The following is a 24,204-nucleotide window of genomic DNA, read 5'->3' on the forward strand; positions in this document are numbered from 1 at the left end:
GATGCGTGAACCACCCTGCACCAGCCCACTGACAATCGCCCTGACCTGCTAGTTCTCCGCGCCGAGGCCGATTGTCAGTGCCTGGGTCCAGCATGGTCGGCATGAATCCGCAGGGGGAACGCCGGACGGAGGATCAGGTGCTCGCGCTCGCACCTGACGCCGCATCACGCAAGGCGGGCGCGCGGCTCGGGGTGCCGGGCCCGTGGTCGGGCGCGGGTGCCCGCGCGAAGGGGGGCGCGGGCGCGGTCTGGGGGGAGTGCCGGGGCAGCGGCAGCACGCCGTACCGGACGGTCGTGGATCTGGCGGACGAGGCCGGCCCGGGCTTCCACTGCACGTGCCCGAGCCGCAAGTTCCCGTGCAAACACGCCCTGGGGCTGCTGCTGTTGTGGTCCGCGGGCGGGGAGGCGGTACCGGCCACGGCGGAGGATCCTCCGGCCTGGGCGGGTGCATGGCTGGACCGGCGGAGGCAGCGCGCCCGCACGGCGCCGGAGGCCGTGGAGGGGCCGGGCGGCGGGCCCGGGAAACCCGCGGCCGACGGCGAGTCGGCCCGGCGCCGGGCGGACCGCCGGGCGCAGCGCATGGCCGCGGGTGCCGTGGAGCTGGAGCAGCGGCTGGTGGATCTGCTGCGGCACGGCCTCGCGGCCGCCGAAGGGTCCGCGTACGGGCACTGGGAGGAGACGGCCGCCCGCATGGTCGACGCCCAGGCGCCGGGCCTGGCCTCGCGCGCAAGGGAGTTGGCGCCGCTGTCGGGTGCGGCCGGGGCGTCGCGGCTGCTGGAGGAGTGCGCCCTGCTCCACGCCCTCAACCAGGGCTTTCTGCAGGCGGACCGGCTCCCCGGTCCGCTCGCGGCAACAGTGCGCAGCCGCGTCGGGGTCAGTACGGGCGCGGCCGCCGTGCTGGCCTCGGCCGCGCCCGTCCGCGACCGCTGGCTGGTCCTGGCCCAGCAGGACGGCGACGACGGCCGGTTGATCACCCGTCGCATCTGGCTCCGCGGCACGGCGACGGGCCGGATGGCGCTCCTCCTCTCCTACGACGGAGGGGGCAAGGCGCCCGAACTCTCGTTGCCCGCAGGCCTCGTGCTGGACGCCGACCTCGCCTTCCACCCATCGGCCCGCCCGCTGCGAGCCGTCCTGGGCACCCGCCACGCGCCTCCCGCCCCCTCCCTCGCACCCCCGCCGGGGGGCGGCGCGGAGGCGGCTCTGCGCGCCTACGGCGAGGCCCTGCGCGACGATCCCTGGCTGGACGCGTGGCCGGTGGTCCTGTCGGGCGTGGTCCCGGTCCCGGATCCCGAGCACGGCTGGCAACTGGCCGATGCCGACGGCGAGTCGGCGCTGCCCGTCGACCCGCGGTGCAGCGACCGTACGGGCCTGTGGCAGCTCGCGGCGATATCCGGCGGGGGCCCGGTGACGGTCTTCGGTGAATGCGGTCACCGGGGCTTCGCACCGCTGGCCACGTGGGCGCCGGAACTCGTGACACTGTGAAGGGAATCGAGGCATGACCACCACCCCGTGCGCCACCGCGCACACGCCCGCCTGGGACGAGCTCGTCGCCGCCGCCCTGCTCGGCACCGAGCGGCGCACCCCGCCCGTGCAGCCGCGCCCGGGGCAGGATCCGGCGGCAGCGCTGCTGGACGAGGCCGCGCTGCGCACGGTGCAGCGGCGCGCCGCCCTGCTGCCGGCGGCGGCCGGGGCGCGTCCCGAGGCGGCCCCGGACGATCCCCGTCCGCCGCTGCCGCCCGCTGCCGCACGGCGGTTGGCGCTGCTGCTCGCCGACCGGGCGGGCCCCGGCGGCGCGGGCCGTCAGGGCTCCGCGCCCGATCTGACCGAGCTGCTGCCGCAGTGGCTCACCGCCGCCAACGGCCACGGCTACCGGGCTCCCGCCCCGTTGCTGCCCGGCCTGCTCGACGCGGCCCGGGCGCGCAGCGACCTGCGGGCGGAGGCCCTCGCCCTGGCCGGGCCGCGCGCGCTGTGGCTGGCCCGGCTCAACCCGCAGTGGGCGTATGCCCTGCGCGGCACCGCGGCGGGCAGCGCGGCGCTGCCCTCGGCAGCCGGTGAACAGTTCTGGCACGAGGGGCTGTTCGCCGAGCGGGCCGCTCTGCTGGCGTCCCTGCGGCGCGGCGATCCGGCGGCCGCCCGGGAGTTGCTGGCCACCACGTGGGCCGAGGAGCGCGCGGAGGACCGGCTGATGTTCCTCGACACCCTGCGGGAGGGCGTCTCCCTCGCGGACGAGCCGTTCCTGGAGCAGGCCCTGTCGGACCGCAGCCGCAATGTGCGGGCCCTGGCGGCCGAGCTCCTGTCCGCCCTCCCCGGCTCGGCCCTCGCGGCCCGGATGGCCGAACGGGCCCGCGCCTGCGTGTCCCTGGACCTCACGGGCACCCGCGAGGACCGGCGCATAGCGGTGGAGGCGCCGCCCGAGTGCGACAGCGCGATGCAGCGGGACGGTGTGGCCGCCAAGCCGCCGTCCGGCAGGGGCGAGCGGTCGTGGTGGCTGACCCAGCTGGTCGAGGCCGCGCCCCTGGCGACGTGGTACGAGCGGCTCGGCGTCACGGGCGCGGCCGAGGCGGTGGCCCTGCCGGTGGCCGACGGCTGGCAGCCCGATCTGCACGCCGCCTGGTGCCGGGCGGCCGTGCGGCAGCGGGACGCCGCGTGGGCGAGGGCGCTGCTCGGCCCGGCGACGGCGCCGCCCGCGCCGGAAGGCGGGACGTGGCGCGACCCGGCGAAGCTGCTGTCGGCCCTGCCGCCCGCCGAACGGGCCGTCTGGGTGGCCGACTTCATTGCCGCGCACGGGCTGTCGGACGCGTTCCGGCTGCTGGGGGTGTGCGCGGTGCCGTGGGCGGAGCCGCTGGGGAGGGCGGTGGTGGATGCGCTCGACATCGCGCGGGACGCGGGGAGTTATCCGTGGAGCTTCAGCGGGGTGATGGGGATGGCGGAGCGCTGCCTCGATCCGGCGGAGGCGGGGCGGCTGGAGGTGCTCACCTCGGTGCCGGACGAGGAGTCGGCTCCGCCGGGGGCCTCCGGTTACTGGGCGGAGGCGTTCCGCCGGCTCGTGGGCACGCTGCGGCTGCGGGGGGTGATGCGGGAGGAGTTGGGCGCCCCGTAAGGGGCGCGGGGCTTCGCCCCGGACCCCTGGGGTAGTGCGTCGGCTGCGGGCCGGCGGTGGCTGGTCGCGCAGTTCCCCGCGCCCCTTACGGGGCGCGAAGATCCGCCGGACAGGCCCCGCCCCGGGGCCCCGCACCGGATCAGCCCACGGCGTGGCGCACGTTGGCGTTGACCCACTCCACGATCGATGCCGTCGTGGCGCCCGGGGTGAAGATCTCCGCGACGCCCAGCGCCTTGAGCGGCGGGATGTCCTCGTCCGGGATGATGCCGCCGCCGAAGACCTTGATGTCCTCGGCGTCGCGCTCCCGGAGCAGCTCCAGCACCTTGGCGAACAGGGTGTTGTGCGCGCCGGACAGGATGGACAGCCCGATCGCGTCGGCGTCCTCCTGGATCGCGGTGTCGACGATCTGCTCGGGCGTCTGGTGGAGCCCGGTGTAGATCACCTCCATGCCCGCGTCGCGCAGCGCCCGCGCGATGACCTTGGCGCCGCGATCATGGCCGTCGAGCCCCGGCTTGGCCACCACCACGCGGATCGGACCGGTCACTCCCATCACTGCCTCCATGCACTACCGCCGCCAACCGGCCGGGGATGTGAACGAACGTTATCCACAGCATCCCGCAACCGGCCGTTTCGCGGTGGAGAGCGAGGGGGAAATCACACGTGGGACACCACGTTCGCTTCTCACCGCTCCCGTTCCCGCGTCTCACGGGCCGCAGCGCCGCCCGGATCTCCAGAGCCGCCGGGCCGCGGGGCGGCCGCAAGGGGAGCCGCGACGAGGCCGCCGCGCCGCAGAGCCGTCCCAGCCGCATGGCTCAGCGGTGCGGCAGGCAGCGCACAGCTGCCCGCCAGGGCACACGGGGGACAGATGCCCTGCATGTGTGCCGTTCGGGAGGTCGGCCAATGGGGGCCTTGCCCTATCTCCGCATGCTCGTACGCCCTTCTGCCGCGCTGCTGCGGTCCACGGTGCTCGAGCTGTTGATCCTCACGGTGCACGTCCTGCTCTATCCGACGGGCCTGGCGCAGGAGCGCCGCCCCCCGCCGCCTGCCGTCACCGGGCCGCGGAGCGAGCAGGAGGACGACGGCGAGGACCGCCCGCCGGTGCTCCTCCTCCACGGCTTCATCGACAACCGCTCGGTCTTCGCCCTGCTCCGCCGCTCCCTGCGGCGGCACGGCTGGCAGCACGTCCTGACCCTCAACTTCTCGCTGCTGACGTGCGACGTCCGCGCCGCGGCCGCGCTCCTCGCCGGGCATGTCGAGGAGGTCTGCGCCCGCACCGGCAGTCCGCAGGTCGACGTCGTCGGGCACAGCCTCGGCGGCCTGATCGCCCGGTACTACGTGCAGCGGATGGGCGGTGACACCCGGGTCCGCACCCTGGTCACGCTCGGCACCCCGCATGCCGGCACCCACCTGGCGGGCATCGTGCCCGGGCACCCGCTGGCCCGGCAGATGCGCCCCGATTCCGAGATCGTCGCGGAGCTCGCGGAACCGGCGCCGCAATGCGGCACGCAATTCGTCAGTTTCTGGAGCGACCTCGATCTCATCATGATCCCCGTGGAGACTGCACGGATCGATCATCCGGATCTGATCTCGCGCAGTGTGCGGGTGAGCGGCGTCGGTCATCTCGCCCTCCCCGTGCACGCGGAGGTGGCCGCCGGCATCCGGCAGGCGCTGACCACGGAGGAGACGGCGGACGGCCGTGCCGGGGCGGCCTCGGTGGCCTGACCGACGGGGTCCCGGGCGGCCTCTTGTCGAACGTATATCGAACGTCAAGTCGAGCCGCCCGGGTTCAGTCCACCAAAAGGCGGCTAAATGCCCGGCGTCCGCATGCCCGAAACGTGGGGAAGATTGTCGCCGTCGCATACCGCCGGGTACAGTCGCCGCTAATTCTCCTGCCCCCAAGGCGAAATGGAAGTGGTGGTGAACGACCGTCACCCGTCGGCGGGCCCGGCTCCGACCGTTCCCGCTCCCGATGCCTCCGCCTACGGGCACTACGCCCCGTCGCCGTACGAGCAGCAGAACAACGCGCAGAACAACGCACCGCAGGGCTACGCCGGATACGCCTACGACACGTACGCCTCCGGCGGTTCGGGGCACTGGGAGACCACCAGCACCTGGGGCGCCACGAGCGGGCAGACCCAGACCTGGGACTTCAGCGGCTACGACCTCGGCGACGGCGGACAGTCGTGGGACGGCTCCGGCTGGGCCGCGGCCGGTTCGTACGACACGTACGGCTCCGGCATTTCCGGGCCCGGTGGCTGGGGGACGGATGCGCACGCCGCGGCACAGGCCGGGCAGCAGCAACCGCCCGTCGACCAGGCCATGACGCAGACCTGGGACACCTCCGGGTACTACCCGTCCTGGAACACCTCCGCCCAGTGGGACTTCACCGGTTACTCGCAGACCCAGGCCTGGGACACCAGCGGCTACGCCGAGACCGCGCCGGAGGCGGCCCCGGAGCCCGAGCCGACGCCCGTGGTCGTCCCCACCCCGACCCTCATGACCGATGTCTCGGCCGTCTCCGGGTTCTCCGGTGTGGCCGACGCCGAGACCTGCACCATGTCGGTCCTCGACATGGAGGAGACGGAGGCCCCGGCGGCGGAGCCGTCCCCGGCCGCCCCCGCCCGCAGCCGCCGCAAGGGCGCTGCCTCGCGCGCCGGTTACCGCCCCCGCCGCCGGGCGCTCCTCACGGTCGCCGTGCCCTCGGTGGCCGTCATGGGCGTGGCCGGGATCGCCGCCGCGTCCGTGGTGGCCGGCGGGCACAAGGACACCCCGCACACGCAGGCCGCCCCCGAGCAGCCGGTGAAGCTCTCGGCGGCCAACAGCAAGCTGGACACCCAGCTCGCCGGTCTCAGCAAGGGCGCCGACGACTTCGCCTCCCGCGCCAGCCGCAACCAGGAGCGGCTCGACCTCCAGGCCCGCCAGGAGGAGGAGCGCAAACGCAAGGCGGAGGAAGCCGCCCGAAAAGAGGCGGAGCGCCCGAAGTTCGCGCTCCCCGTCAGCCAGCACGGCCTGAGCGCCTTCTTCGGACAGGCGGGCGTCAACTGGATGTCGGTGCACACCGGCATCGACTTCCCCGTCAGCTACGGCACTCCGGTCATGGCCGCCACCGACGGCACCGTCAGCACGCAGTACAACGTCGCCTACGGCAACATGGCCAAGGTGACGTCCGCGGACGGCACCGAGACCTGGTACTGCCACCTGAGCAGCTACAAGCTGCGCTCGGGGAAGGTCAAGGCCGGGGACGTCATCGCCTATTCCGGCAACTCCGGCAACTCCACCGGCCCGCACCTCCACTTCGAGGTCCGCCCCGGCGGCTCGGCCGTGGACCCCCTCCCGTGGCTCCGCAGCCACGACCTGGACCCGACGTAAGTTCCCCGCGCCCCAAAGGGGCGCGGGGAACTGCGCGATCAGCCACAGCGAACCCGCAGCAAAACGACAAAGCTAAAGCTTCTCCACCGGCGCATAGCGCAGCAGCAACCGCTTCGGCTTCTCCTCGCCGAAGTCGATCGTCGCCTCGGCGTTGTCCCCGCTGCCCTTGACCCCGACGACCGTGCCGAGCCCGAACGAGTCGTGTGTGACCCGGTCCCCGATGGCCAGGGCGACCACCGGACGGTCCTTGGCGCGGCGCGTGGCGAACCCGCTCGGCCCCGCCTTGCCCGCACCGGGACCCGAACCGCGCGACGACGCGAAGCCGGACGTGATGCCCGAGCCGCTGCGCCCCGACCCCATCGAGCCCATCGTCGCCGAGGGCGTCGCCGGCCCGGTGCGCCGCCAGGTCACGTACTGGTCGGGGATCTCCTCCAGGAACCGCGACGGCGGGTTGTAGGAGGGCTGGCCCCACGCGCTGCGCATGCTCGACCGGGTCAGGTACAGCCGCTCGCGGGCCCGCGTGATGCCCACGTAGGCGAGCCGGCGCTCCTCCTCCAGCTCCTTGGTCTGGCCGAGGGCGCGCATGTGCGGGAAGACGCCGTCCTCCATGCCCGTGACGAAGACGACCGGGAACTCCAGGCCCTTGGCCGTGTGCAGGGTCATCAGCGTGATGACGCCGGTGCCCGCCCCCGCGGCGCCAGCCGCTGATCTCTCAGCCTCGTCGGGGATCTGGTCGGAGTCGGCGACGAGCGCGACCTTCTCCAGGAAGTCGGCCAGGGTGCCCGGCTCCTCCTCCGTGCGCTCCTGCTCGAACTCGAGGGCGACGGCCGCGAGTTCCTGGAGGTTCTCGATGCGGGTCTCGTCCTGCGGGTCGGTGGAGGCCTGGAGTTCGGCGAGGTAGCCCGTGCGCTCCAGCACCGCCTCCAGGACCGTGGCGGGCCCGGCGCCGGACTCGACGACCGTGCGCAGCTCCTCCATCAGGACGTTGAAGCGCTTGACGGCGTTCGCCGAGCGGGCGGCCATGCCGTAGGCCTCGTCCACGCGGCGCAGCGCCTGCGCGAAGCTGACCTTCTCGCGCAGCGACAGGGCGTCGATCATGGCCTCGGCACGCTCGCCGATGCCGCGCTTGGGCACGTTGAGGATGCGCCGCAGCGGCACGGTGTCCTCGGGGTTGGCGAGCACCCGCAGGTAGGCCAGGACGTCGCGGACCTCCTTGCGCTCGTAGAAGCGCACGCCGCCGACGACCTTGTAGGGCAGGCCGACCCGGATGAAGATCTCTTCGAAGACGCGGGACTGGGCGTTGGTCCGGTAGAAGACGGCCACGTCGCCCGCCTTGGCGTCGCCGGCGTCCGTCAGCCGGTCGATCTCGTCGGCGACGAACTGGGCCTCGTCGTGCTCGGTGTCGGCGACGTAGCCGGTGATGGCGGCGCCCTCGCCGGCCTCGGTCCACAGGTTCTTCGGGCGGCGGTTCTCGTTGCGCTCGATGACCGCGTTGGCGGCGTTGAGGATCGTCTGCGTGGAGCGGTAGTTCTGCTCGAGCAGGATCGTGGTGGCGTCCGGGTAGTCCTCCTCGAACTGGAGGATGTTGCGGATGGTGGCGCCGCGGAAGGCGTAGATCGACTGGTCGGCGTCACCGACGACGCACAGCTCGCCGGGGCCCTCCTCGCCCGCGGTCCCCGGCGTGCCGACCAGCTCGCGCACGAGCGTGTACTGGGCGTGGTTGGTGTCCTGGTACTCGTCGACCAGGACGTGCCGGAAGCGGCGCCGGTAGTGCTCCGCCACGTCCGGGAAGGCCTGCAGCAGGTGCACGGTGGTCATGATGATGTCGTCGAAGTCCAGGGCGTTGGCCTCGCGGAGCCGGGCCTGGTACATCGCGTACGCCTGGGCGAGCGTCTTCTCGAAACCGTCCGCGGCCTGCCCGGCGAAGGCCTCCTCGTCGATGAGCTCGTTCTTGAGGTTGGAGATCTTCGCGCTGAAGGACTTCGGCGGGAACTTCTTCGGGTCGAGGTCCAGGTCGCGGCAGACGAGCGCCATGAGCCGCTTGGAGTCGGCCGCGTCGTAGATCGAGAAGGAGGACGTGAAGCCCAGCTTCTTGCTCTCGCGGCGCAGGATGCGGACGCACGCGCTGTGGAAGGTCATCACCCACATCGCGTTCGCCCGCGGGCCGACGAGCTGCTCGACGCGCTCCTTCATCTCGCCCGCGGCCTTGTTGGTGAAGGTGATCGCGAGGATCTGGCCCGGGTGCACGCCGCGCGCGCCCAGCAGATGGGCGATGCGGTGCGTGAGGACGCGCGTCTTGCCGGAGCCGGCACCCGCGACGATCAGCAGCGGCGAACCGGTGTGCACCACGGCCTCGCGCTGCTGCTCGTTCATCCCCTCCAGCAGAGCCGCCGGATCGACGGCCGGGCGCACGGCGCCGTCGCGGTAGTACGCCTCGCGGGGGACGGGCACGTCGAACTTCCCCTCGGGCCCTGCGGCCCCGGGGAGACCCCATTCGCCGAACAGGTCGTCCGGCAGGGGCTCCGGGGCCGCGTCGTCCTCCGGGGGCGGCGGAGGAGGCTCCTCGTCGGAGGGGGCCAGGTCCGCCAGGAAGCTGTCGTCAAAGAGGCTGCTCATCGCCTCCCGAGTCTAGGCCGCCCCGCCGACAGCCGGTCCCGGATCCGGTCAGGCCGTGGTCACACCCACAGCAGGGCGATGAAGATGTTGGCCGTCGTCAGTGCGCCGACCGTGCCGAAGGCCGCCGCCTCGACCTTCTCGTCGTCGCGCTTGACGTACACCAGCCCCAGGATCACGACCAACAGCGCAAGCTTCAGGCCGATCTTGAAATTGTTGAGCGTGTCGCCCTGGGCCTGGTTGAGGCCGACCAGCGCAACGCCGGTGACCAGCATGGTGAGCGCGCCGTGCAGCATCGCGGGGACCATGCGCGCCTCCCCCTTGCCCATGGCCTTGATCTGGGTCAGGAAGCCGCCGAGCAGCGAGGCGATGCCGATGATGTGCACAGCGATCACGGCGTGAATCAGTACGTCCATGAGAACCGACATTAACCGGACGCATAGCACCCGCTCGTCATGAGGTCCGGCTGGAACACCGCATCGGTCACAGGAGGCATTGATCCTTCCGCACCCGCCGGGGCAGCCTGCCGGACACGATCGTCAAACCGACGATTGCGGGCATTACCGGTCATGCCCGTTTCCCGTGGATCCCGCGGTTTAGCGTCCTCCTGCAGACGGCGGCGGCCCGTTCTCTCCCCCCTCGTGCGGGCCGCCGCCGGGCATCGTCTCTGCCGTACCGGAAGGAAGTGACGGCCACCGTGGCGTCGCACCGCAAGCCCAGGCTCCACCAGCTCGCCGGCACGACCGTCCGGACGGCGGCCACCCTCGCCCTCGCGGGCGCCGCCACCGCCACGGCCCTGGAGGGCACCGGCCACGCCTCGCCCGACCTCTCCCCCGCCCAGGCCAAGGCCCAGGTCGCCCGCTACTACCAGCAGGCCGAGGCGGCCACCGAGCAGTACGACGGGGTGAAGGAGCGGGCCGACCGGGCCCAGCAGAAGCTGGACGGGCTCCAGGACGAGGCCGCCCGCAGGACCGAACGGCTCAATGCCGCCCGCAACGCCCTGGGGTCCTTCGCCACCGCCCAGTACCGCGAGGGCGGCATCCCCGCGACCGTCCGGCTCTTCCTGTCCTCCTCCCCCGGCCGGTACCTGGAACGGGCCTCCCTGGCCGACCGTGCGGGCTCCCGGCAGGCCGCCGCCGTCGCCGCCGTCCAGCACGACCTGCGGGACGTCCGGCAGGTACGGACCACCGCCGAGGCCCAGCTCGCCGAGCTCAGGACGGACGAGGCGAGGCTGGCGCAGCACAAGCACACCATCGAGACCAAGCTGGCGCAGGCCCGGGAGGTGCTCGACCAGCTGCCGTCCGAGGAGCGGGCGGTCGTCGAGAGCGGCGACACCGGAACGGCCGTCCGGGCGGCCGGCAGTGCGGCGGGCGGAGCGGTGAAGTCCGTGACGGGGGACGGGAGTTCCTCCACCGTGGTGCACGAGGCGGCCTCGGCCGTCTCCGGACGGGCCGCGCAGGCGGTGGCGTTCGCCTACTCCGCGCTCGGCAAGCCCTACGTCTGGGGGGCGACGGGCCCGTCCTCCTTCGACTGCTCGGGCCTGACGCAGGCAGCCTGGCAGGCGGCCGGGGTGTCGCTGCCGCGCACCACCTACACCCAGATCAACGCCGGGCAGCGGATCGCCCGGGACCGGCTCGCCCCGGGCGACCTGGTGTTCTTCTACCCGGGCATCACCCACGTCGGGCTCTACATCGGCGGCGGCCGGATGATCCACGCCCCGCACCCCGGGGCGCCCGTGCGGATCGCGCCCATCGACGAGATGCCGTTCGCGGGGGCGACGCGGCCGGTCTGACGGCCGCTTTCGACACCTGCTTCTCACGGCCGCCGTCGAACGGGCCTACGCCGTGGGCGCCTTCAGCTGCTTGGTCAGCCACCGGAAGACGTCCGGCACCTGCTTCCTCCACACCGCGGTGCCGTGGCCGCCGGCGCCCGCCGGTATCAGGGTCACCTGCACGGTCGTCGGCGGCTTGGCCGACTGCTTGATCGCCATGCCCGCCTGGTAGCCGTCGGTCTCCGCGCCCGAGAGGAACAGCGCCACGCGGGGCGGGGTCTGGGCGCGCTGGAGCATCTTCCAGGGGTTGTTCTCGTCGCGCAGCTGCGGGGTCTTGGCGGTGAGCGAAGCGGGCTCGCCGTTGGGGTCGTTGTAGCCGGACAGGCTCACGCCGGCCCGGTAGCGGTCCGGGTGTGCGATGGCGAGCTTGGCCGCGCAGTGCGCTCCGGCGGAGTAGCCCGCGACCGCCCAGCCGTCGGCGGAGTCCTCGGCCCGGAAGGTGTCGGTGACCATCTTGCGGACGTCGACGCTGAGCCAGGTGTCCGCGTTGACCTTGCCGGGGATGTTGGCGCAGCCGGAATCGGTGTCGCCGAGGAGAGTGGTGCGGGGCGCCACGATGATGAACGGGGCGACCTCGCCCTTCTCCATCAGGGGCTTGAGCTGCGTGTTGACGTTGAGGGAGCCGAACCAGGCCTTGGCGGAGCCGGGGAAGCCGGGCAGTACCTCGACGACGGGGAACTTCTTGTTCCGGTACGCCGGGTCGTTGTACTGCGGCGGCAGCCAGACGTAGACCTCGCCCTCCACGCCCGATATTCGGCCCTTGAACTCGGTCTCCTGGACGCCCGGGCCCATCCGGTTGTCGGAGACGGGCTTGAACTTCTGCACTTCCTTGGGGCCTTCGTCGGCCTTGCGGCCGCCGGTGCCGTCCGGCCCCAGGTCGGCCGCCGCCTTGACGTGGTTGCCGGTGCCGAACAGATCGGCCCAGCTGTCGAAGAGCCCGTTGCTGTTGTTGACGATCACGAAGACCAGGACGACCGCCGTGACCTGCGCGAACAGCAGCATGAAGAAGCGCGTGACCTGCCGGACCAGCGTGGGTCCGCCGATCTTCGCCCAGAGGGTGAGCGGCAGGGCGAGGGCCAGCACCACCAGGACGATCGCGGTCAGGAAGAAGGGCGTTCCTGTCAGGCTCATCGGGCGGTGGCTCTCGTTCGGCGGAGGTGGTCTCGCCCGTGGTAGATGCCCGGCGGGGCCCGGAGGTTCCGCCGGGGTGAGCCACGGCACAGCGGGCCGCCCCGTCACGCGGCCCACCGCGCCCGCCGTTACTGCCTCAGACCAGCCGGCGTGCCGTCGCCCAGCGCGTCAGCTCGTGTCGGTTGGACAGCTGCAGCTTGCGCAGCACCGCCGAGACGTGCGACTCGACGGTCTTCACGGAGATGAACAGCTGCTTGGCGATCTCCTTGTACGCGTACCCGCGCGCGATCAGCCGGAGGACCTCCCGCTCGCGCTGCGTCAGCCGGTCCATGTCCTCGTCGACCGGCGGGGCGTCCGTGGACGCGAAGGCGTCGAGGACGAAGCCGGCCAGGCGCGGCGAGAAGACCGCGTCGCCGTCCTTGACCCGGAAGACGGCGTCGACCAGGTCCGTGCCGGTGATGGTCTTGGTGACGTAGCCGCGGGCGCCGCCGCGGATGACGCCGATGACGTCCTCGGCGGCGTCCGAGACGGACAGGGCGAGGAAGCGGACCGGATTCTGCTGGTCGGCCATCATGGCCGCGCTGCGGCGCAGCACCTCCACACCGCCGCCGCCCGGGAGGTGGACGTCCAGCAGGACGACCTCGGGGCGGGTGGCGGTGATGACCGTGACGGCCTGGTCGACGTCGGCGGCCTCGCCGACGACCTCGACGCCCGTGCGCTCGGTGGCGCCGATCTCGGCCTGCACGCCCGTGCGGAACATCCGGTGATCGTCCACCAGCACCACCCTGACGTGCCGCTCCGGCATCTGTTCGGTCGTCATCACGCCTTCTCCGCCCTCTCCATCTCCAGCTCCACTTCTGTCCCCCCGCCGGGCACGGAACGCAGCCGCGCCGTACCGCCGTTGCGCTGCATCCGGCCGATGATCGACTCGCGGACGCCCATCCGGTCCTCCGGCACCGCGTCCGGATCGAAGCCGGGGCCCCGGTCCCGTACGGAGATGAAGACCGTACGCCCCTCGACCTCGGCATACACCTGGACGGCGCCGCCCTCGCCACCGTACTTGGCCGCGTTGACCATGGCTTCACGGGCGGCCTGCAGCTGTGCGTCCAGCCGCTCGTCCAGCGGGCAGTCGCCGACGACGACGACCTCGATGGGCACCCCGTGATGATCCTCCACCCCGGCCGCGGCGGCCCGGACCGCGTCGGCCAGGGTCCGGGGCTCCTCGGCCTCGTCCTTGCCGCGGCCCTCGGGGTTGTAGAGCCAGGCGCGCAGCTCGCGCTCCTGGGCCCGGGCGAGGCGGGCGACCTCGCGCGCGTCCTCCGCGTTGCGCTGGATGAGGGTGAGGGTGTGCAGGACGGAGTCGTGGACGTGAGCGGCGACCTCGGCGCGCTCCTGGGCGCGGATGCGCATCGTGCGCTCGGCGGAGAGGTCCTGCGTCATCCGCACCACCGAGGGACCGGCGAGCAGGGCGATGCCGACCAGGACGGCCAGCGAGGCCTGGAGCACGGTGCCCAGGTGCTCCGCGGAGCTCTGCAGCACGACGATGCCCGTCGCGCCGACGCCGACCAGGAGGACGCCGGCCGCGCCGCGCGCGAGCGGCAGGACGCGCTTGCTGCGGCCGACCTCCACCCAGTGGGAGCGGCGGGCGTTGTCGGCCTGGCGCCAGACGAGGGCGACGCCGGCGCCCATGAGGACCAGCGGCCAGACGTAGGCGTTGGCCCGGCCAAGGTGCAGCCGGTCGAGGAATATGGCGGCGCCGACGACGAGCGCGACGAGCGCGAAGACCTGCCCGCGGTCGGGCTTGCGGGCGAAGACCCGTCTGCGCCCGTCCGCCGAGACCTCCGCGACCGCGGGCCGCGGCACCTCCACCCCGCCGACGCCCAGCGGCACGACGAACCAGAACACCGCGTAGAGCAGGGCGCCCATGCCCTGCGCCAGGAACAGGGCCACGAACACCAGCCGCACCCAGGACACCGGCACCCCGAGGTGCCCGGCGAGCCCGCGCGCAACGCCGCCGAGCATGCGGCCCTCCGCGCTGCGGTAGAGCTTGCGCAGGGGTGGGGCGTCCGGGGGCGTGGCTGTGGTCATACCTTGATCGTCACACGTCAGGAGGGGTCACGGCATCAGGGTCGTCCCTGAGCGAACCCCCATCCCCGGGCCTGCGGACCCGGTCGGCCTCAGCGGCCCTTCGCCGGGCGGAAGCCGTCGCGGACGACGTCGAAGACCGGACGGTGACGGTCCCACTCCGCGTCCGGCGCGGAGAGGTAGATCGCGTATTCGTTGCCGCCCTCGCGCCCGAATCCGAGGTCGATCGCACGGTAGGGGCGAACGCGGCCGTTGAGGGTGAACTCCCAGACCGCGGCGGGCTCTCCGCGGAAGCTGGTCGCCTGGAGCCGGCCGCGCTTGTACCCGTCGACGTTCTTCTTCGTCTGCTCCTCGACCTCCTTGAAGTGCTGCACGGGGTCGGAGCTCGCGAACTCCAGGACGTTGATCTTGATGCCGACGCGGCCGGTGACGTCCAGGTAGTTCACCTCGGTCGAGGTCGAGGTCGCCGCGTCACGGTGCCAGCCGTCCGGGACGGGGAAGGAGACGCCGAGCTTGTCCTCCTTGACGAGGTGGTAGCCCTGCGGCACGGGCGGGGGCGTCCAGGCGGGCGAAGCACTGGGCGAGGCGGAACGGCTCGGCTGCGGGCTCGGTGACGCGGCAGGCTCGGTCGTGGTGTCCTCACCGCCACCGTCGTCCTGCTGCAGGAACATGTACGCCCCGGCGGCCAGCCCGGCCGCCGCGACCGCGGCCGCGGCACCCCACAGCACGCCGCGCCGCCGCCCCTTCGCCCGTGCGGGCGGCTCGGGGCGGGGGGAGGGCACGGTCACGGCGGCGGTGGCCGGTGCGTCCGCCGTGGGCGCGGACTGCTGCAGGACGCCGGGGAGTTGCCCTGAGCCGGGCAGGCGCGGGTGCGTCCCGGTCTCCGGCTGCGGGACGGTGGATTCCTGCGGGACGACGGGCGGTGCCGGGGCCGTCGCGGCGGCTGCGGCTGCAGTTCCGGCCTCCGGCCACACGACGCCCGTGCCCGCCGGTGCCGCGACGGTCTCGTCAGGGACCCCGGCCGGGAGGGCGCCCGGTTCGGTCAGTATCTGTTCGGCCAGGTCCGCCGGGGGACGCAGGGACGGGTCCTTGGCCAGGAGCGTCTCGATCAGCCGCGCCAGCGGCCCTGCGTGGCGCGGCGGCGGCAGCGGGTCCATGGCGATGGCGTAGGCCGTCTCGACGCCCGTGTCCCGGCGGAACGGGGGGCGGCCCTCCAGCGCCTGGTAGAGCGTGGCGCCCAGCGCCCACAGGTCGGCGGCGGGGCCGGGCCTGGCGCCCTTGACCCGCTCGGGGGCGATGTAGTCGATCGAGCCGACCATCTCGCCGGTCTTGGTCAGGGTCGAGGTGCCGGTGGACTGGGCGATGCCGAAGTCGGTCAGCACGACCCGCCCGTCGTGGCTGAGCAGCACGTTGCCCGGCTTGACGTCGCGGTGCAGCACCCCGGCCGCGTGGGCCGCACGCAGCGCCGCGATCATGCCGCGACCGATCCGGGCGGCCTCCTCGGGGCCGATCGTGCCGCGCTTGAGCACGTCGCCGAGCGTCGTCGACGGCACGTACTCCATCACGATGCACGGCAGGCCGGCGTCGTCGACCACATCGTGGACGACGACCACGTTGGGGTGGTTGATCCGGGCCGCGCTGCGCGCCTCGCGGCGGGTGCGCTCGTAGAGGGTGGCGAGGTCCTCGTCGTCCAGGCCCGGAGAGACGTGCAGCCGCTTCACCGCGACCTGACGTGCCAGCAGCTCGTCCTCGGCGCGCCAGACAGTGCCCATGCCGCCACGGCCGATCCGCTCCAGGAGCCGGTACCGCCCGGCGATCAGGCGTCCGGCGTCCGGTCCGGGGCCGGATACGCCCTCGGGCCACGCCCCGGGCCATGACTCCGTCACCGCGCGCCCCCTCCGGTTCCCCATGTGTGTTCGAGCAGCGCCACCCTAACCGGATCGGTCTCAGGGACGATCTCAGGGAACGGCCAGGGTCGTCACGGATGCCGTACGTGCGTTCCGGTTGACACCATGTGCACATGACCGACGAAGCACCTCCCGCCGACCGCCACGACGGCAGACCGCCGCTGCGGCGCAGCCGCGAGCCCAAGCTGATCTCCGGCGTGTGCGGAGGGCTCGCCCGGTACTTCGACCTGGACCCGGTCGTCTTCCGGGTGGTGCTGGGCGTGCTCGCGGTCACCGGCGGGCTCGGCCTGATCCTCTACGGCTTCGCCTGGCTGCTGATCCCCCTGGAGGGCGAGGAGGAGAACGAGGCCCGCCGGATGCTGTCGGGCCGCGTCGAGGGCCCCGCGCTGACGGCGGTGCTGTGCGCGCTGGTGGGCTGCGGGCTGTTCCTGTCCATGCTCAACAACGGCGGGGTGCTGGCCTTCGGGCTGATGCTGCTGATAGCCCTCAGCGGCGCGGCGTACTGGTCGCAGCGCCGTCGGCTGGCCGAGGCGGAGGAGGCCGTGCCCGATGCGGCCGGTTCCCAGAAGCCCTTCAAGGCCCCGAAGACGGTGGAAGCACCCCCGGAGACGCAGGCCCCGCCCATGGCGGGCACCCCCTCCTGGTGGCGCGACCCCCTGGCGCGGGACGTCATGGCGGCGACCCGCATCGGCACGGGCTACCTGTGGGGACCCGACGAGGGCACCGGCGCGGCCGGGGCCGCGCCCACCGGGGTGGCAGGGACCGTCCGGACCGCCGTGGAGAACGCGTGGGGCACCGCCGTGGAGCACGCCCGCCCGGCCCGCCGCGCCCCCCGGCTCGGCGGCTGGACGTTCCTGCTGGCCCTGGCTGCCGGCTGGGCGGGCACCGCCGTGCACTGGCACCAGCAGCCGCTGGGCACCTCCCTGGAGACGGGCCTGGCCTGTGCGCTCGGGGTCTTCGGCCTGGGCATCGTGCTCAGTTCGTTCTACGGACGCACGGGCGGCGGCACGGTCTTCCTCGGGGTGCTCACCGCCGTCCTGCTGACGGGCGCGGCCGCCCTGCCGAAGTCGGTCACCCCGGACTGGACGCACATCACGTGGCATCCGGCGAGCGCGGCCGACGTGCAGAGCCGTTACGCGGTGGGCAGCGGCGTCGGCGTGCTCGACCTGAGCGGCCTGCACCCGCCGGACGGGCAGGGCGGACAGCCCGTCAGCGCCGGCGCCGAGGTGGGCGCGGGTCGGCTCAAGGCCGTGCTGCCCGACGACATGACGACGCAGCTGACCATCGAGGTCGGTGTCGGCGACATCCAGCTGCCCGGTGAAGGGCGCGACGACATCGAGATCCGGCCCGGGCAGCACCGGAAGGTGACCCTGGCCCCCGTCGCCGGGCACCCCTCCCGCGGCACGCTGGAGCTCCGGCTCAAGACCGGCATCGGACAGGTGGAGGTGACCCGTGGGACGCCATGAGTTCGAGCCGGGGAAGCTGGTCGTCGGCCTGGTGCTGATCGGCGGCTGCCTGGGGCATCTCGCGTCCGTGCGCGGCTGGGTGCACCTCCCCTTCTACTTTCTGCTGCCGACGCTCGTCGGGGGCTTCTGCGTGGCGGGCCTGATCTCCTCCCTCGCCTTCGCGGTACGCCGCCACCGCGCCCGGGGCACGGAGCAGCGCGAGCTGCTGTGACGTGGGGCGACCCATCGGACACGCCCTAGGGGGGCCGGGCTCAGCGCCGGGTGCGCCCCCCTCGTCGGCGGGACCGCATCGCGTCCGCCGACAGCAGGGGCGCACCCGCGACTATCAGCGGCAGCCAGGCCATCAGATAGGCCAGGTCGTTGCCGTAGTAGTAGGGCGTGGCCGGCCAGCTGACCGTCATCCACAGGGTGAACGAGATCAGTGCACCGCCGGCTGCGGCGAGGCGGGCGAAGAGGCCCAGCAGCGTCCCCAGCCCGACCGCCAGCTCGCCGAGGGCGAGGCCGTAGCCGAAGCCGACCGGGCTCTTCAGGCCCAGGTCCACCAGGGCCGGGATCGCGGCGGTGTCGCGCGCTGATTGCATCAGGGCCCCGAGGGACCCCTGTCCGGTACTGGCCAGGAAGGCGGAGTCGGTGAGCTTGTCGAGGCCCGCGTAGATGAAGGTGACGCCGAGGAAGACGCGCAGCGGCAGCAGCGCGTACCGGGTCAGGTCGTCGCTCTTCCCGAGCACACCCCTGCGTGCCATGCGTGCCGCCCGCCTTCCGTACCCGTCGTGGTCCTCGAACGACCAGGCCCTCGAAAGACCGGGCCTGCAACCGACCATACGTACGGAAGACGTTCCGCGCTCGCCCTTGTGGACAGCGGCCCGCATGTGGACAACGCGCTCACCCACAGGCCTCCGCCCACCCTCTCCGGCCTCAGCCGGCCCGGACGCCCAGGGCGCTGCCCGCGAGCCACTCCTCCCAGCCGAGGTTCCAGTCGCCGTAGCCGTTGCCGAAGTGGTCCATCGGCTTGGGCTTGGAGCTGCCGTTCACCTGCACGACGTCGCCCTTGAGGCTCATCCCGTACAACCACTTGGCATTCTCCGTGGACATGCCGATGCAGCCGTGGCTGACGTTCTCCTTGCCGAAGGACTCGGCGTTGTCGGGGGCCGCGTGCACGTACTCGCCGCTGACCGTCTCGCGCATGCTGAAGTCGTACGAGCCGTAGAAGCCGTCGGGGTGGTTGCGGGGGATGCCGATGGAGAGCGAGTCCATGACGACCCGGCCCTCCTTGGCCAGGATCGTCTTGATGCCCTGGCGGGTCTGGAAGCTCTTCGACTCGTCGCCACCGCTGATCGGAATGGTGCGCAGCGTCTTCCCGTTGCGGACGACCGTCAGCGTGTGGGCCTTGAGGTCCACGGTGTTGACCATCGAGTCGCCGACAGTAAAGGAGAGCGAGCGGTCGCGGTCGGCGGCCGCGCCCGGGGCGAGCTTCACGCCCGCGAGCTTCGCGTCGAGCGTGACCCTGGTGCCGGCGGGCCAGAACTTCTCGGGGCGGAAGTGCAGATAGGTGTCGCCCTTGGTCTCGTTCCAGTGCCAGGCGCCGGGCACCTTCGCACTGTTCGAGATCTTCAGCCGGCCCTCGATCCCGGCGCGCAGCTCCTGGGCGATCTTCTGCTTCTTGAAGACGAGGGCGACGGGCTGTCCGACGCCGACCTTCTCGCCGTTCTCGGGGGCGATCTCGGGCCGGACGACCCGGGCGGCGTTCGTCAGCAGCTCGGCGGGCGGTGCGGGCTTCTCGGTGACCGCGGTCGGCGAGGGCGAGGCGGAGGCCGACGGCGAGGAGGACGCCTTCCCGGACTTCGCCGGCCGCTCCTCCGCCTCGGCTCCGCCACCGCAGGCGGTGACGGCCAGGCCGGTGAGGGCGAGGGCGGCGGACAGCCCTGTGCAACGGGAGAGGCGCATGGTTCTCCTATCCGGTGTTCCGGTCCGGTGTTCCGGTGTGTGCACCACTGAGGGCACGACGGAGCCGAGGCGGCTACGCCCCGGCTCGCAACCATCCTAAGCAGCGCAAATACCCCCCAAAGGCACCTGAAGGACGAGCCCTCACCCCCGCCGACGGGCGGGGGTGAGGGCTCGGGCACGAAAACGGCCGCGCCGCCCTCCGGAGGTGCGGAGGGCGGCGCGGCGGCGGTCAGCGGGGAGCGGTCACTCCCACTCGATGGTCCCCGGCGGCTTGCTCGTCACGTCGAGCACGACGCGGTTGACGTCCCGGACCTCGTTGGTGATGCGCGTCGAGATGCGCGCCAGCACCTCGTACGGCATGCGCGTCCAGTCCGCGGTCATGGCGTCCTCGGACGAGACCGGGCGCAGCACGATCGGGTGGCCGTAGGTGCGACCGTCGCCCTGGACGCCGACGGAGCGGACGTCCGCGAGCAGGACCACCGGGCACTGCCAGATCTCGCGGTCCAGACCGGCGGCGGTGAGCTCCTCGCGGGCGATGGCGTCGGCGTCGCGCAGCAGGTCCAGGCGCTCCTGCGTGACCTCGCCGACGATCCGGATGCCCAGGCCCGGGCCCGGGAAGGGCTGGCGCTGGACGATCTCGTCGGGCAGGCCCAGCTCGGCGCCGACCATGCGGACCTCGTCCTTGAACAGCTGGCGCAGCGGCTCGACGAGCTTGAACTCCAGGTCCTCGGGGAGGCCGCCCACGTTGTGGTGGGACTTGATGTTGGCGGTGCCGGTGCCGCCGCCCGACTCCACGATGTCCGGGTAGAGGGTGCCCTGCACCAGGAACTCGACCGGCTCGCCGCTCGCGGAGCCCTCGGCGACGATCTCGGCCTCGGCCTGCTCGAAGACCCGGATGAACTCCCGGCCGATGATCTTCCGCTTCTCCTCGGGGTCGGAGACCCCGGCGAGCGCGTCCAGGAAGCGCTTCTTCGCGTCGACGACCTTCAGCTGCACGCCGGTCGCGGCGACGAAGTCCTTCTCGACCTGCTCGGTCTCGCCCTTGCGCATCAGGCCGTGGTCAACGTAGACGCAGGTCAGCTGCGAGCCGATGGCCTTCTGCACCAGGGCGGCGGCCACGGCGGAGTCCACGCCGCCGGACAGGCCGCAGATCGCACGCTTGGTGCCGACCTGCTCGCGGATGGCCTCGACCTGCTCCTCGATCACGCTGCCCGTGGTCCAGGTCGGCTCGATGCCGGCGCCGCGGTAGAGGAAGTGCTCCAGGACCAGCTGGCCGTGCGTGGAGTGCATCACCTCGGGGTGGTACTGCACGCCGTAGAGCTTCTTCTCGTCGTTCTCGAAGGCGGCGACCGGGACGACGTCCGTGGACGCGGTCACGGTGAAGCCCTCGGGGGCGGCCGAGCAGGCGTCGCCGTGCGACATCCAGACCGACTGCTCCTCCGGGGTGCCCTCGAAGAGCGTGGAGCCGGGCTTGCTCACGTGCAGCGGCGTACGGCCGTACTCGCGCGCGCCGGTGTTGTCGACGGTGCCGCCCAGGGTGGTGGCCATCAGCTGGAAGCCGTAGCACATGCCGAAGACGGGGACGCCGGCCTCGAAGAGGGCACGGTCGACGGTGGGGGCGCCCTCCTCGTAGACCGAGGAGGGGCCGCCGGACAGGATGATCGCCTTCGGGTTCTTGGCAAGCATCTCGGCCACCGGCATGGTGGACGGAACGATCTCGCTGTAGACCCGGGCCTCGCGGACGCGGCGGGCGATGAGCTGGGCGTACTGCGCGCCGAAGTCGACAACGAGCACCGGTTCCGCGGTGTTGTCGTGGGCGGCGGCGGGAGGTGCTGCTGACACGGGGCGGCCTTCCGGCGGTCGGTGGAGGGGGTCTGTATTTGTCGATTCTACCGGGGAACGGGTACGTGCTTTTGTCTCACCATCCGAATCCGCATTGGCCCCGGGGCCGTCCCCGGGCCATACTGTCGGCCATGCGCAAGCACACGACCTTCGTCTTTACCTATGGCACCGGCCCGTCCGGCTGCCATGGTCGTGCTGCTTGAACCGCTGACAAGCACTTCCCAGGCGCCCCGGGCCGGTCAAGGCCCGGGGCGCCTGTCGTTTCCCTCCGCACCGGGCCGGCCGACCGGCCACGGGGCGCAGACAGCCCCCGGAGAGGAACGACCACCGACATGAGCACCAGCACCACCACCGCCGCCACGAAGGACACCGGCGCCCGCACCGAGGCCGCGGCCTCGGTGATCACCGGAGCCCGGGAGAAGATCGACGATCTCGACGGCCGGATCATCGGGCTCGTCCAGGAACGGATGGCCGTCTCGGCCGTGATCCAGAAGGAGCGCATCGCCTCCGGCGGGGGCCGCGTGAACCTCGCCCGGGAGCTGGAGATCCTCAACCACTACAGCGGTCAGCTCGGCAAGCCGGGGACGGCGCTCGCCATGACGCTGCTGGAGCTGTGCCGCGGACGCATCTGACCGTTCAGGGGCGTCGGACCGTCCCCCGACCGTCACCCGTACGGAGCGTGACCGGCCTGCCGCCGCCTTCGTTGGACCGGTCGTCCGCGCCAGCCAGGAGCGGCCCACCGAAATCCACGCGTGGCTTCCGCCCCTGTTCATCCGGGCGCCCGACAACGACAGGGCGGATCCACTGGAGTGTGTGACGTGCGAGCACGCGCGTCGTGGGACCTCACTCCGGTGGCGCGGCGACCGGTCAGCAGGGGACAGCAGCCCGGCCGCCATCCAAGGGGCGGTCGGTTCCGGGGACGCCTGGAACCGACCGTATCCGGTCGAAACGGTTGCGCACTGCCTGGCTCATCCCCCACGATGCAAAGGGAAGACCAAATCCCTTCCGGCGTACCGCCATTGGTCCGACCACCGACCTCGGCCTGCGGCGCTCCCCCCGGCGCCGCTCCTGCGGCACCGACCTGCCCTGACCTCGGTGCCGGCAGTCAAGGGCCCCGTGGCCGCCCGCACGCCCCCGCGGAGCGGCCCGGGGCCCTTCGCCGTGCCGACGGGCCGCCGGACGGCCTCAGGTGCGCAGGGCGCCGAACGCACCCTTCGGGACAGCCGGGTTGCGCGGGGACACCGCGGCCACCCGCTCGTACTCCGAACCCTGGTGCGGGCGGGGGTCCTTGTCGCCCTTGTTCGGCCAGAAGGACATGGCGCGCTCCGCCTGGGCGGTGATCGTCAGGGACGGGTTCACGCCCAGGTTCGCCGAGACGGCCGCACCGTCGACCACCGAGATGCCCGGGTGGCCGTACAGGCGGTGGTAGGGGTCGACGACGCCGTGCGCCGGGTCGGGCCCGATCGGGCAGCCGCCCAGGAAGTGGGCGGTGAGCGGAGTGCCCATCAGCTCGCCGACGTTGCTGCCGGGGAAGCCGTTGATCTCCTGGGCGAGGAGGGTCGCGGCCGCCGTGGCCTCCGGGATCTGCTGGGGGTTGGGCGCGCCGTGGCCCTGGCGCGCCGTGAGCAGGCCCTTGCCCAAACCGTGCGTCCGGCGGTACGTCGTCAGGGAGTTGTCCAGGCACTGCATGACCAGGCCGATGATCGTGCGCTCCGACCAGCGGCAGTTCGACAACGACCGTGCCAGCTGCACCGGGTGGCGCACGCAGCGGCCCGCGAAGGCCAGCGCCCGCGGCGCCCGGGTGCCCACGGGCACCTGCAGGATGGACAGGAAGCCCATCGCGTTCGAGCCCTTGCCGTAACGGACCGGTTCGATGTGGGTGTTGGCGTTCGGATGCACCGAGGACGTGATCGCCACGCCCCGCGTGAAGTCCGGCCGTTCGCCGTAGCGGCGGGTGTCGGTCTGGGCGCCCACCAGGGCCTCGGAGTTGGTGCGGGTGAGCGCGCCCAGGCGGTCGGAGATACGGGGCAGCAGTCCCTTGTCCCGCATGGTGTGCAGCAGCGTCTGGGTGCCGTACGTGCCTGCGGCGATCACCACGTGGCGGGCGCGCAGCACCTTCGGCCGGGCCCGCCGCCGGTCCGTGGGGACGGTGACGACGCGGTGGCCGCCGTCGCGGTGTTCGGTGACGGCGACGACCGTGGTCATCGGGTGGACGACGGCCCCGGCGCGCTCGGCGAGGTACAGGTAGTTCTCGGTGAGGGTGTTCTTCGCGCCGTACCGGCAGCCGGTCATGCAGGCGCCGCACTCCAGGCAGGCCCGGCGGGACGGGCCCGCGCCCCCGAAGTAGGGGTCCGGCACCTCCTGTCCGGGCAGCGTCCGCGCAGTGCCGTCGGCGTCCTTGCCGTCGCCGAAGAACACACCGACGGGCGCCAAGTGGAAGGTGTCGCCGACGCCCATCTGCTCTGCGGCGGCCCGGAGATGGACGTCCGAGGGCGTGACGGTCGGGTTGAGCCGGACGCCCAGCATGCGACGCGCCTGCGCGTAGTGGGGCTCCAGCTCCTGCTGCCAGTCGGTGATGCCGGACCACTGCGGGTCGTCGAAGAACGCCTTCGGCGGGACGTAGAGGGTGTTGGCGTAGTTGAGCGAGCCGCCGCCGACGCCGGCGCCTGCGAGCACCATCACCTTGCCCAGCAGGTGGATGCGCTGGATGCCGTAGAGGCCGAGCGCGGGCGCCCACAGGTAATTGCGCAGGTCCCAGGAGTTCTTGGGGAGGGTCTCGGGCGTGAAGCGACGGCCGGCCTCCAGGACGCCGACGCGGTAGCCCTTCTCCGTCAGCCGCAGCGCGGAGACCGAGCCGCCGAAGCCGGAGCCCACGACGATGACGTCGTAGTCAAAGTTGTCGAGCTCGGTCATTGCG

The 24,204-nt window shown here is 72.6% G+C and carries 19 protein-coding genes; 8 read left to right on the top strand and 11 right to left on the bottom strand.

The window, feature by feature from the left end; all coding sequences use genetic code 11:
- Nucleotides 1–101: 101 nt before the first annotated feature.
- Complete coding sequence (locus tag ACMATS_RS15420; protein ID WP_414168196.1) at nucleotides 102–1,481, top strand: SWIM zinc finger family protein; 1,380 nt, start codon at nucleotides 102–104, stop codon at nucleotides 1,479–1,481.
- Nucleotides 1,482–1,494: 13 nt separating this feature from the next.
- Entirely contained in the window at nucleotides 1,495–3,099 is a 1,605-nt protein-coding gene (locus ACMATS_RS15425) for a DUF5691 domain-containing protein (protein WP_390780475.1), read from the top strand.
- Nucleotides 3,100–3,238: 139 nt separating this feature from the next.
- Here ACMATS_RS15425 and ACMATS_RS15430 read toward each other — a convergent pair whose 3' ends face one another.
- Nucleotides 3,239–3,649 carry a cobalamin B12-binding domain-containing protein gene (locus tag ACMATS_RS15430; RefSeq protein WP_336414774.1) on the bottom strand — a complete coding sequence of 137 codons (411 nt, stop codon included), beginning with the start codon at nucleotides 3,647–3,649 and terminating at the stop codon, nucleotides 3,239–3,241.
- Nucleotides 3,650–4,023: 374 nt separating this feature from the next.
- Between ACMATS_RS15430 and ACMATS_RS15435 the strand changes: the two genes are divergently transcribed.
- Nucleotides 4,024–4,821 carry an esterase/lipase family protein gene (locus tag ACMATS_RS15435; RefSeq protein WP_390780474.1) on the top strand — a complete coding sequence of 266 codons (798 nt, stop codon included), beginning with the start codon at nucleotides 4,024–4,026 and terminating at the stop codon, nucleotides 4,819–4,821.
- Between the two features lie 195 nt (nucleotides 4,822–5,016).
- Entirely contained in the window at nucleotides 5,017–6,468 is a 1,452-nt protein-coding gene (locus ACMATS_RS15440) for a M23 family metallopeptidase (protein ID WP_414168197.1), read from the top strand.
- 72 nt (nucleotides 6,469–6,540) lie between these two features.
- Here the strand turns inward: ACMATS_RS15440 and pcrA are convergent, their stop codons facing one another.
- Both pcrA and ACMATS_RS15450 read right to left on the bottom strand, forming a co-directional pair.
- Nucleotides 6,541–9,084 (bottom strand): DNA helicase PcrA, encoded by a 2,544-nt coding sequence (pcrA, locus tag ACMATS_RS15445; protein WP_414168198.1) that lies wholly within the window; start codon nucleotides 9,082–9,084, stop codon nucleotides 6,541–6,543.
- 59 nt (nucleotides 9,085–9,143) lie between these two features.
- On the bottom strand, nucleotides 9,144–9,497 hold the full coding sequence (locus ACMATS_RS15450; RefSeq protein ID WP_390780471.1) for a hypothetical protein: 354 nt from the start codon (nucleotides 9,495–9,497) through the stop codon (nucleotides 9,144–9,146).
- Nucleotides 9,498–9,766: 269 nt separating this feature from the next.
- Between ACMATS_RS15450 and ACMATS_RS15455 the strand changes: the two genes are divergently transcribed.
- Nucleotides 9,767–10,873, top strand: coding sequence for an NlpC/P60 family protein (locus ACMATS_RS15455; RefSeq protein ID WP_414168199.1), 1,107 nt, complete (start codon nucleotides 9,767–9,769; stop codon nucleotides 10,871–10,873).
- A gap of 45 nt (nucleotides 10,874–10,918) precedes the next feature.
- Here ACMATS_RS15455 and ACMATS_RS15460 read toward each other — a convergent pair whose 3' ends face one another.
- The 4 genes from ACMATS_RS15460 to ACMATS_RS15475 all read right to left on the bottom strand — a co-directional run bounded on the left by ACMATS_RS15460 (nucleotide 10,919) and on the right by ACMATS_RS15475 (nucleotide 16,014).
- Complete coding sequence (locus tag ACMATS_RS15460; protein ID WP_414168200.1) at nucleotides 10,919–12,043, bottom strand: alpha/beta hydrolase; 1,125 nt, start codon at nucleotides 12,041–12,043, stop codon at nucleotides 10,919–10,921.
- Nucleotides 12,044–12,179: 136 nt separating this feature from the next.
- Nucleotides 12,180–12,863 (bottom strand): LuxR C-terminal-related transcriptional regulator, encoded by a 684-nt coding sequence (locus ACMATS_RS15465; RefSeq protein WP_390780468.1) that lies wholly within the window; start codon nucleotides 12,861–12,863, stop codon nucleotides 12,180–12,182.
- Complete coding sequence (locus tag ACMATS_RS15470; RefSeq protein WP_414168201.1) at nucleotides 12,863–14,131, bottom strand: PspC domain-containing protein; 1,269 nt, start codon at nucleotides 14,129–14,131, stop codon at nucleotides 12,863–12,865. Before ACMATS_RS15470 ends, ACMATS_RS15465 begins: the two co-directional genes overlap by 1 nt.
- A gap of 89 nt (nucleotides 14,132–14,220) precedes the next feature.
- Nucleotides 14,221–16,014: a serine/threonine-protein kinase gene (locus tag ACMATS_RS15475; RefSeq protein ID WP_414168202.1), complete on the bottom strand. Its 1,794-nt coding sequence runs from the start codon at nucleotides 16,012–16,014 to the stop codon at nucleotides 14,221–14,223.
- A 134-nt stretch (nucleotides 16,015–16,148) separates the two neighbouring features.
- Here ACMATS_RS15475 and ACMATS_RS15480 point away from each other — a divergent pair, with 134 nt between their 5' ends.
- Both ACMATS_RS15480 and ACMATS_RS15485 read left to right on the top strand, forming a co-directional pair.
- A complete protein-coding gene (locus ACMATS_RS15480) occupies nucleotides 16,149–17,501 on the top strand; it encodes a PspC domain-containing protein (RefSeq protein WP_414168203.1) in 1,353 nt (450 codons plus the stop codon).
- Nucleotides 17,488–17,712 carry a hypothetical protein gene (locus ACMATS_RS15485; protein WP_414168204.1) on the top strand — a complete coding sequence of 75 codons (225 nt, stop codon included), beginning with the start codon at nucleotides 17,488–17,490 and terminating at the stop codon, nucleotides 17,710–17,712. The genes ACMATS_RS15480 and ACMATS_RS15485 overlap by 14 nt, the downstream gene beginning before the upstream one ends.
- Nucleotides 17,713–17,752: 40 nt before the next feature.
- Here the strand turns inward: ACMATS_RS15485 and ACMATS_RS15490 are convergent, their stop codons facing one another.
- From ACMATS_RS15490 to guaA, 3 genes are all read right to left on the bottom strand, one after another.
- Nucleotides 17,753–18,244 carry a DoxX family membrane protein gene (locus tag ACMATS_RS15490; RefSeq protein WP_390780463.1) on the bottom strand — a complete coding sequence of 164 codons (492 nt, stop codon included), beginning with the start codon at nucleotides 18,242–18,244 and terminating at the stop codon, nucleotides 17,753–17,755.
- A 172-nt stretch (nucleotides 18,245–18,416) separates the two neighbouring features.
- Complete coding sequence (locus ACMATS_RS15495) at nucleotides 18,417–19,445, bottom strand: L,D-transpeptidase (protein ID WP_390780462.1); 1,029 nt, start codon at nucleotides 19,443–19,445, stop codon at nucleotides 18,417–18,419.
- 243 nt (nucleotides 19,446–19,688) lie between these two features.
- Nucleotides 19,689–21,287, bottom strand: coding sequence for a glutamine-hydrolyzing GMP synthase (gene guaA, locus ACMATS_RS15500; RefSeq protein ID WP_390780461.1), 1,599 nt, complete (start codon nucleotides 21,285–21,287; stop codon nucleotides 19,689–19,691).
- 332 nt (nucleotides 21,288–21,619) lie between these two features.
- Between guaA and ACMATS_RS15505 the strand changes: the two genes are divergently transcribed.
- Nucleotides 21,620–21,919, top strand: coding sequence for a chorismate mutase (locus ACMATS_RS15505; RefSeq protein WP_390780460.1), 300 nt, complete (start codon nucleotides 21,620–21,622; stop codon nucleotides 21,917–21,919).
- 553 nt (nucleotides 21,920–22,472) lie between these two features.
- Here ACMATS_RS15505 and ACMATS_RS15510 read toward each other — a convergent pair.
- Nucleotides 22,473–24,200, bottom strand: a complete 1,728-nt coding sequence (locus ACMATS_RS15510; RefSeq protein WP_414168205.1) for a GMC oxidoreductase — start codon at nucleotides 24,198–24,200, stop codon at nucleotides 22,473–22,475.
- Nucleotides 24,201–24,204: the final 4 nt, after the last annotated feature.

This window comes from Streptoverticillium reticulum (assembly GCF_047456005.1).
Taxonomy (GTDB): Bacteria; Actinomycetota; Actinomycetes; order Streptomycetales; family Streptomycetaceae; genus Streptomyces; species Streptomyces reticulum.